Source organism: Profundibacterium mesophilum KAUST100406-0324 (assembly GCF_009835145.1).
GTDB lineage: Bacteria > Pseudomonadota > Alphaproteobacteria > Rhodobacterales > Rhodobacteraceae > Profundibacterium > Profundibacterium mesophilum.
The window spans coordinates 87,889-94,265 of the sequence record NZ_APKE01000016.1; the positions used below are offsets into that span (position 1 = coordinate 87,889).

The 6,377-nt window shown below is 64.3% G+C and carries 11 protein-coding genes; all 11 read right to left on the bottom strand.

All coding sequences use genetic code 11. The annotated features are described in order from the left end of the window. Positions 1-75: 75 nt before the first annotated feature. A complete protein-coding gene (locus PMES_RS07575) occupies positions 76-696 on the bottom strand; it encodes a TIGR02466 family protein (protein ID WP_159965031.1) in 621 nt (206 codons plus the stop codon). Between the two features lie 105 nt (positions 697-801). Continuing rightward, entirely contained in the window at positions 802-1,215 is a 414-nt protein-coding gene (gene rplP, locus PMES_RS07580; protein WP_159965033.1) for a 50S ribosomal protein L16, read from the bottom strand. Between the two features lie 12 nt (positions 1,216-1,227). Further along, positions 1,228-1,935 carry a 30S ribosomal protein S3 gene (rpsC, locus tag PMES_RS07585; protein WP_159965035.1) on the bottom strand — a complete coding sequence of 236 codons (708 nt, stop codon included), beginning with the start codon at positions 1,933-1,935 and terminating at the stop codon, positions 1,228-1,230. Then, the gene (gene rplV, locus PMES_RS07590) at positions 1,935-2,315 is read right to left on the bottom strand and encodes a 50S ribosomal protein L22 (RefSeq protein ID WP_159965037.1); all 381 of its coding nucleotides are present in this window, start codon (positions 2,313-2,315) and stop codon (positions 1,935-1,937) included. Before rplV ends, rpsC begins: the two co-directional genes overlap by 1 nt. A 3-nt stretch (positions 2,316-2,318) precedes the next feature. Beyond that, complete coding sequence (rpsS, locus tag PMES_RS07595) at positions 2,319-2,597, bottom strand: 30S ribosomal protein S19 (protein WP_159965039.1); 279 nt, start codon at positions 2,595-2,597, stop codon at positions 2,319-2,321. 3 nt (positions 2,598-2,600) lie between these two features. Further along, a complete protein-coding gene (gene rplB / locus PMES_RS07600; RefSeq protein ID WP_159965041.1) occupies positions 2,601-3,443 on the bottom strand; it encodes a 50S ribosomal protein L2 in 843 nt (280 codons plus the stop codon). Positions 3,444-4,049: 606 nt separating this feature from the next. Next, positions 4,050-4,346, bottom strand: coding sequence for a 50S ribosomal protein L23 (locus PMES_RS07605; RefSeq protein ID WP_159965043.1), 297 nt, complete (start codon positions 4,344-4,346; stop codon positions 4,050-4,052). Beyond that, positions 4,343-4,963: a 50S ribosomal protein L4 gene (rplD, locus tag PMES_RS07610; RefSeq protein ID WP_159965045.1), complete on the bottom strand. Its 621-nt coding sequence runs from the start codon at positions 4,961-4,963 to the stop codon at positions 4,343-4,345. Before rplD ends, PMES_RS07605 begins: the two co-directional genes overlap by 4 nt. Then, positions 4,960-5,826, bottom strand: coding sequence for a 50S ribosomal protein L3 (gene rplC, locus PMES_RS07615; RefSeq protein ID WP_159965047.1), 867 nt, complete (start codon positions 5,824-5,826; stop codon positions 4,960-4,962). The genes rplD and rplC overlap by 4 nt, the downstream gene beginning before the upstream one ends. 3 nt (positions 5,827-5,829) lie before the next feature. Continuing rightward, positions 5,830-6,150, bottom strand: coding sequence for a 30S ribosomal protein S10 (gene rpsJ / locus PMES_RS07620; protein ID WP_036175718.1), 321 nt, complete (start codon positions 6,148-6,150; stop codon positions 5,830-5,832). 144 nt (positions 6,151-6,294) lie between these two features. Beyond that, positions 6,295-6,377 (bottom strand): EF-Tu C-terminal domain-related protein (locus tag PMES_RS07625; protein ID WP_201288972.1); only part of this gene is annotated, 83 nt, incomplete at its 5' end.

The window sequence follows — 6,377 nt, forward strand, 5'->3', positions numbered from 1 at the left end:
GTCACGGGCGCGCGGCACTGCAGGGGCGCGGAGGGAAACCTCCGCGCCCCTTTCGCATGACCTGAGGCCGCGCGACTAGTTCCAGCCGTAGTTGAAGGAAATGCTGATCCTGTCCTCCTCGGACATGTTCATCGGCACTTCGTGGCGCAGCCAGCTTTCCCACAAGAGCACCTCCCCCACCGTCGGCGCCACGTAGACGAAGGAGCGCAGCTCATCGCGCGCCTCGCCGCGGCGGGGCGGTGCGGCCATCATCATCGCAAGGCGCGGATCCTCGAACTTGATCGCGCTCGTCTCCGGCGGCATCGCGACATAGGTTGTCCCGCTGATCACCGAATGGGGATGGATATGGGCGGTGTGGATGCCGCCCTCCGGCAGGATATTGATCCACAGGGAATCGAGCGACAATGTCTTGCCGCCGAGATCGAAGTCGAGATCCTCGGCGAACGCGGCCACATGCGCGTCGAGCGCCTTGACCACATCGGCGAAGATGCTGAAGCGCCAGGGCAGATCGGTGAGCGAGGCGTAACTGGTATAGCCCGGAAAATCGTTGCGCTCGCACCAGTCCTGCCCGGCCTCGTCATCCTCGGCGATGGACAGGCACGAGGCCTCGAGCTCGGCCGCGTCGATCGGCGCACCATGGTCCGACAGCTTGGCCCGGTAGAGGCGCGTGGCGAAAAGCGATCTGATCTGTGACATGGGAAACCTGTTGATGTCGGATGTGAAAAAGGCCCCCGCCCTGTATGGCGGAGGCCTCCTGTCGATGTGCCGGCGCGGGAGCGTGCCCCGCCGCGCGGACCGGGATTACCAGTCTTCGCGCATCACCGTGCGGGTCTTGATCGGCAGCTTCATCGCGGCGAGGCGCAGGGCCTCGCGCGCGACGACTTCGCTGACGCCGTCGATCTCGAACATCACCCGGCCGGGCTTGACCTTGGCGGCCCAGAAATCGACCGAGCCCTTGCCTTTACCCATCCGAACCTCGGTCGGCTTGGAGGTCACGGGGGTGTCCGGGAAGATCCGGATCCAGACCCGGCCCTGACGCTTCATGTGACGCGTCATGGCCCGGCGTGCGGCCTCGATCTGGCGCGCGGTAACGCGCTCGGGCTGCACGGCCTTGAGGCCAAACGTCCCGAAGTTCAGGTCGGAGCCGCCCTTTGCCTGACCGCTGATGCGGCCCTTGTGCATCTTGCGGAATTTGGTGCGCTTCGGCTGAAGCATGGTTCAGTCCTCCTAGCGGCGGCCGCCGGCACCACGGGGTGCGGGGCCTTCTTGCAGTTCAGCCTGCTTGCGATCACGGGCCGCGGGATCGTGCTCGAGGATCTCGCCTTTGAAGATCCAGACCTTGATCCCGATGATGCCATAGGCGGTCTTGCCTTCGGCATGCGCGTAATCGATGTCGGCACGCAGCGTGTGCAGCGGAACGCGGCCCTCGCGGTACCATTCGGTCCGCGCGATCTCCGCGCCACCGAGACGGCCGGCGACGTTGACCCGGATGCCGAGTGCACCCATGCGCATCGCGTTCTGGACCGAGCGCTTCATGGCACGGCGGAACGACACGCGGCGCTCGAGCTGCTGGGCGATCGATTCGGCGACCAGCATCGCATCGAGCTCGGGCTTGCGCACCTCGACGATGTTGAGATGCAGCTCGCTATCGGTCATCGCGGCAAGCTTCTTGCGCAGCGTCTCGATATCCGCGCCCTTCTTGCCGATGATGACGCCGGGGCGGGCGGTGTGGATCGTGACGCGGCACTTCTTGTGCGGACGCTCGATGATCACACGGCTGATACCGGCCTGCTTGCATTCTTCCTTGATGAACTCACGGATCTTGATGTCCTCGAGGAGGAGATCACCGTAGTCCTTCGTGTCGGCGTACCAACGGCTGTCCCAGGTCCGGTTGACCTGGAGCCGCATGCCGACGGGATTGACCTTGTTACCCATTATGCCTGCTCCTCGACCTGGCGGACCTTGATGGTGAGTTCCGAGAACGGCTTGACGATCTTGCCGAACCGGCCACGGGCACGCGGACGGCCGCGCTTCATGGTCAGGTTCTTGCCGACATAGGCCTCGGCGACGACGAGCTCGTCCACGTCGAGATTGTGGTTGTTCTCGGCATTGGCGATCGCGGACTGAAGGCATTTGCGAACGTCGTCGCTGATGCGCTTCTTGTCGAAGGCCAGTTCGGTCAGGGCACGCTCGACCTTCTTGCCACGGATCATCGCGGCAACCAGATTCAGCTTCTGCGGGCTGGTACGAAGCATCCGGACTTTGGCCATCGCTTCGTTGTCGGCCACGCGGCGGGGATTCTTATCCTTGCTCATGGCTTACTTCCGCTTCGCTTTCTTGTCGGCAGCGTGACCATGATAGGTCCGCGTCGGCGAGTATTCACCGAACTTCTGGCCGATCATGTCCTCGGAGACGTTCACCGGGATATGCTTCTTGCCATTGTAGACGCCGAAGGTGAGGCCCACGAACTGGGGCAGGATGGTGGAGCGGCGCGACCAGATCTTGATGACCTCGTTGCGACCGCCCTCGCGGGATTTCTCGGCCTTCTTGAGGACATAGCTGTCGACAAAAGGACCTTTCCAGACAGAACGCGTCATCGATCAGCGCCCCTTTTTCTTGGCGTGCCGCGAGCGGATGATCAGCTTGCTGGACGCTTTGTTCTTGTTCCGGGTGCGCGCACCCTTAGTCGGCTTGCCCCATGGCGTCACCGGATGACGGCCGCCCGAGGTGCGGCCTTCGCCGCCGCCATGCGGGTGGTCGATCGGGTTCATCACGACACCGCGGACCGACGGACGAATGCCCTTGTGGCGCATCCGGCCGGCCTTGCCGTAGTTCTGGTTGCTGTTGTCGGGGTTCGACACGGCACCGACCGTGGCCATGCATTCCTGGCGCACGAGACGAAGCTCGCCCGAGCTCAGGCGGATCTGCGCGTAGCCACCATCGCGGCCGACGAACTGGGCGTAGGTGCCGGCGGCGCGTGCGATCTGACCGCCCTTGCCCGGCTTCAGCTCGATGTTGTGGACGATCGTGCCGATCGGCATGCCCGAGAAGGGCATCGCGTTGCCCGGCTTGATGTCGACCTTGGGGCCGGAGACCACCTTGTCGCCGATCGCGAGGCGCTGCGGGGCGAGGATGTAATTCTGTTCGCCGTCCTCGTACTGGATCAGCGCGATGAAGGCGGTGCGGTTGGGATCGTATTCGATCCGGGCCACGACTGCCGACATGTCATGCTTCGTGCGTCTGAAATCGACGATGCGGTAGAGGCGCTTCGCGCCCCCGCCCTTGCGACGCATCGTGATTCGTCCGGTGTTGTTCCGGCCGCCATGCTTCGTCAGACCCTCGGTGAGGCTCTTGACGGGGCGTCCTTTCCAAAGCTCCGAACGGTCGATCAGCACCAGCCCGCGCTGGCCCGGCGTCGTCGGCTTATACGACTTGAGTGCCATGCTTTCTGTCTTCCGTCTGCTTGAGGCCCCTGCGAGGGAGCCTGTGTTCAGCCCCCCGGAGGTGGCCATGGTTATAGGCCCCCGAAGGTGCCCGCAGCCGCGCTTGCCGTGCAAAAGACGAAGCCCCGGACAGGTCCGGGGCCAAACGCGGATGGGGGCGTGTAGGAGGTTTGAGCCGGCGGGTCAAGTCCGCCCGCCGCATTGCCGCGGCCCTACCCCATGCCGGGCCCTGGACCGGCACGTCGCGAAGGCATGGAGGCCCTGCCTTACGCGCCCATGGATGCCCCCTGCCCCTTGCAACTGCCGATGCCGATTCGCATGCCAGCAGAGACATGCCGTCACTTGGCAAGCAGCTCAGCGGCTTCCGCGCGCGCACCGCGTGCCCAAGACGCTCCTCCCAGCTGCACCAACATGCGCTACGTTCCGGGCACGGGTCGGCTGTTCCCGATGCCGTGCACATGCACGACCGTCCTCCTCCACGGGGGGCGTTTCCGAAGCTCGGGAATGCACCCCGCAGGAACGCCATCGCCGTCGTGCCCCGAAACGCACAAGGCCCCCGATCCTAACGATCGAGGGCCTTGCGAACAATATCGGATCGCGTGTCGGTCAGAGACCGGTGGTCACGTCGATCGTATTGCCTTCCTCGAGCGTCACATAGGCTTTCTTGACGTCACGGCGGCGACCGGGCTGGCCCCGGAACCGCTTGACCTTGCCCTTGGTGATGGAGGTGTTGACCGCCTTCACCTTGACCCCGAAGAGCTGCTCGACCGCATCCTTGATCTGCGGCTTCGCGGCATCCATCGCCACTTCGAAGACCACGGCGCCGTTCTCGGACGCCATTGTCGCCTTCTCGGTGATGATCGGCTTGCGGATCACATCGTAATGTTCTGCTTTCGCGCTCATTTCAGACGAGCCTCCAGTGCTTCGAGACCGGCCTTCGTGATGACCAGGGTGTCCCGCTTGAGGATGTCGTAGACGTTCGCACCGACGCTGGGCAGGATGTCCAGCCCCTCGATGTTGCGCGCCGCACGCGAGAAGTTCTCGTTCACGTCCGTACCGTCGATCACCAGCGCACGCTTCCAGCCAAGCTGCTTGATCTGCTTGGCCAGGGCGCCCGTCTTCGCATCGCCGATCTCGGTGTTCTCGATCACGACGAGATTGCCCGAGGCCGCCTTGGAGCTCAGCGCGTGGCACAGGCCCAGCTTGCGGAACTTCTTGGTCAGGTCATGACCGTGGCTGCGCGGGGTCGGACCCTTGTAGATACCACCCTTGCGGAAGATCGGAGCGTTCCGGTCACCGTGACGTGCGCCGCCGGTGCCCTTCTGGCGATAGATCTTCTTGGTCGAATAGCTCGTCTCGGAGCGGGTCTTGACCTTGTGCGTGCCCTGCTGCGCGTTGTTGCGCTGCCAGCGCACGACACGGTGCAGGATATCGACGCGCGGCTCCAGTCCGAAGATCTCGTCGCCGAGATCGACCGAACCGGCCGTGCCGCCGTCCAGTTTGATGACGTCGAGTTTCATTCGTCACCTTCCTTCTTCTCAGACTGACCGTCCTCGGACTTCTCAGCCTCGATATCGGCTTCGGCATCCTTCAGCGCGGCAGCTTCCTGCGCGGCCTGCTCCTCGGCGGCGAGACGCTCGGCCTCGGCGGCCTCGGCTGCGGCGGCCTCGGCGGCCTCGTTGGCCAGACGCTCGGCTTCCTCGGCCGCGGATTTCAGCGCCGCGGGATAGATCACGTTCTCGGGGATCGGCTTCTTCACCGCATCCTTGACCGTGACCCAGCCACCCTTGGAGCCGGGGACCGCGCCCTTGACCATGATCAGGCCGCGTGCGCTGTCGGTGCGCACGACCTGCAGGTTCTGGGTGGTCACGCGGGCGGCGCCCATGTGACCGGCCATCTTCTTGCCCTTGAAGACCTTGCCGGGATCCTGGCACTGGCCGGTGGAGCCGTGCGAGCGGTGGGAGATCGACACACCATGCGACGCCCGGAGGCCGCCGAAGTTGTGCCGCTTCATCGCACCCTGGAAACCCTTACCGATCGAGGTGCCGGACACGTCGACGAACTGCCCCTCGAAGTAGTGGTTCGCGGTGATCTCCTCGCCGACGCCGATGAGATTCTCGGGAGCCACGCGGAATTCCGCGATCTTGCGCTTGGGCTCGACCTTCGCCACGGCGAAGCTGCCGCGCAGGGCCTTGGAGACGCGCTTCGCCTTCGCGGTGCCGGCGCCGAGCTGAACGGCCGAGTAGCCATTCGCCTCGACCGTGCGCTGCGCGACGACCTGAAGCTTGTCGAGTTGGAGAACGGTCACAGGAATCTGCTTTCCGTCTTCCTGGAAGATACGGGTCATACCGACCTTCTTAGCGATCACGCCAGAGCGTAGCATCGGTCAGCCTCCCATTACCTTGATGTCGACGGCGACGCCGGCAGCGAGGTCGAGCTTCATCAGCGCGTCCACGGTCTGCGGGGTCGGATCGACGATGTCGAGCATGCGCTTGTGGGTCCGGATCTCGAACTGGTCACGCGATTTCTTGTCGACATGCGGGCCCCGGAGGACCGTGAATTTCTCGATCTTGTTGGGCATCGGGATCGGGCCACGCACGCTCGCGCCGGTGCGCTTGGCGGTGCTGACGATCTCCTGCGTGCTGCTGTCGAGCACGCGGTAGTCGAACGCCTTGAGGCGGATCCGAATGTTCTGGCTGGCTGCCATTTGGAATTCCCTTTCACGGGCTTTCTAAGTTGAGAGGTGGAACGGGACTCATCCCCGCCCCACATCGAACCGTCTTGTCCTGCACCAAGTCGCGGGGCCGGAGGCCGCCCAATAGAGCGGTCAACCGGCCCCGTCAATCGGTCTTTACTCGATGATGCTCGACACGACGCCTGCGCCGACGGTGCGGCCGCCTTCACGGATGGCGAAGCGGAGCTTCTCTTCCATCG

Coding starts and splice junctions, on each gene's coding strand:
- rpsC (WP_159965035.1), bottom strand. CDS start 1,935: ATGGGTAACAAGGTCAATCCCGTCGGCATGCGGCTCCAGGTCAACCGG.
- PMES_RS07605 (WP_159965043.1), bottom strand. CDS start 4,346: ATGAGCGCGAAAGCAGAACATTACGATGTGATCCGCAAGCCGATCATC.
- PMES_RS07575 (WP_159965031.1), bottom strand. CDS start 696: ATGTCACAGATCAGATCGCTTTTCGCCACGCGCCTCTACCGGGCCAAG.
- rpsJ (WP_036175718.1), bottom strand. CDS start 6,150: ATGGCAGCCAGCCAGAACATTCGGATCCGCCTCAAGGCGTTCGACTAC.
- rplV (WP_159965037.1), bottom strand. CDS start 2,315: ATGAGCAAGGATAAGAATCCCCGCCGCGTGGCCGACAACGAAGCGATG.
- rpsS (WP_159965039.1), bottom strand. CDS start 2,597: ATGACGCGTTCTGTCTGGAAAGGTCCTTTTGTCGACAGCTATGTCCTC.
- rplB (WP_159965041.1), bottom strand. CDS start 3,443: ATGGCACTCAAGTCGTATAAGCCGACGACGCCGGGCCAGCGCGGGCTG.
- rplP (WP_159965033.1), bottom strand. CDS start 1,215: ATGCTTCAGCCGAAGCGCACCAAATTCCGCAAGATGCACAAGGGCCGC.
- rplD (WP_159965045.1), bottom strand. CDS start 4,963: ATGAAACTCGACGTCATCAAACTGGACGGCGGCACGGCCGGTTCGGTC.
- rplC (WP_159965047.1), bottom strand. CDS start 5,826: ATGCTACGCTCTGGCGTGATCGCTAAGAAGGTCGGTATGACCCGTATC.